This is a genomic window from Pseudomonas sp. PDM26, assembly GCF_019219185.1.
Classification (GTDB): domain Bacteria; phylum Pseudomonadota; class Gammaproteobacteria; order Pseudomonadales; family Pseudomonadaceae; genus Aquipseudomonas.
On the sequence record NZ_JAHUWC010000050.1, the window covers coordinates 1 to 390 of the forward strand.

Below are 390 nucleotides of genomic sequence, written 5' to 3' on the forward strand. Positions count from 1 at the left end.
CCGGTGAAACACGGGTTGCTGCAACCCCGGAAACCATCAAGAAGCTGATCGGCCAGGGCCATAAGGTCACTGTCCAAAGCGGCGCCGGCGTGAATGCCAGCGTTGTCGACAGTGCCTATGCAGCGGCAGGCGCAACCATTGGCAGCGCCAATGACGCGTTTGCTGCAGAGCTGATTTTGAAGGTGGTCGCGCCCAGCGACAGCGAGCTGGCGCTGATCAAGAGCGGCACCGTCGTGGTGGGGATGCTCAACCCGTTCAGCAATGAAACCATCGCCAAGCTGGCCGAGTGCGGGATTACCGCCTTTGCCCTGGAGGCGGCGCCGCGCACCTCCCGCGCCCAGAGCCTGGATGTGCTGTCGTCGCAAGCCAACATCGCCGGTTACAAGGCCG

1 pseudogene is annotated in these 390 nt (G+C 63.3%); it reads left to right on the forward strand.

From position 1 onward, the window contains the following. A pseudogene (locus KW849_RS31035) lies at positions 1–390 on the forward strand (NAD(P)(+) transhydrogenase (Re/Si-specific) subunit alpha); the annotation flags it as partial.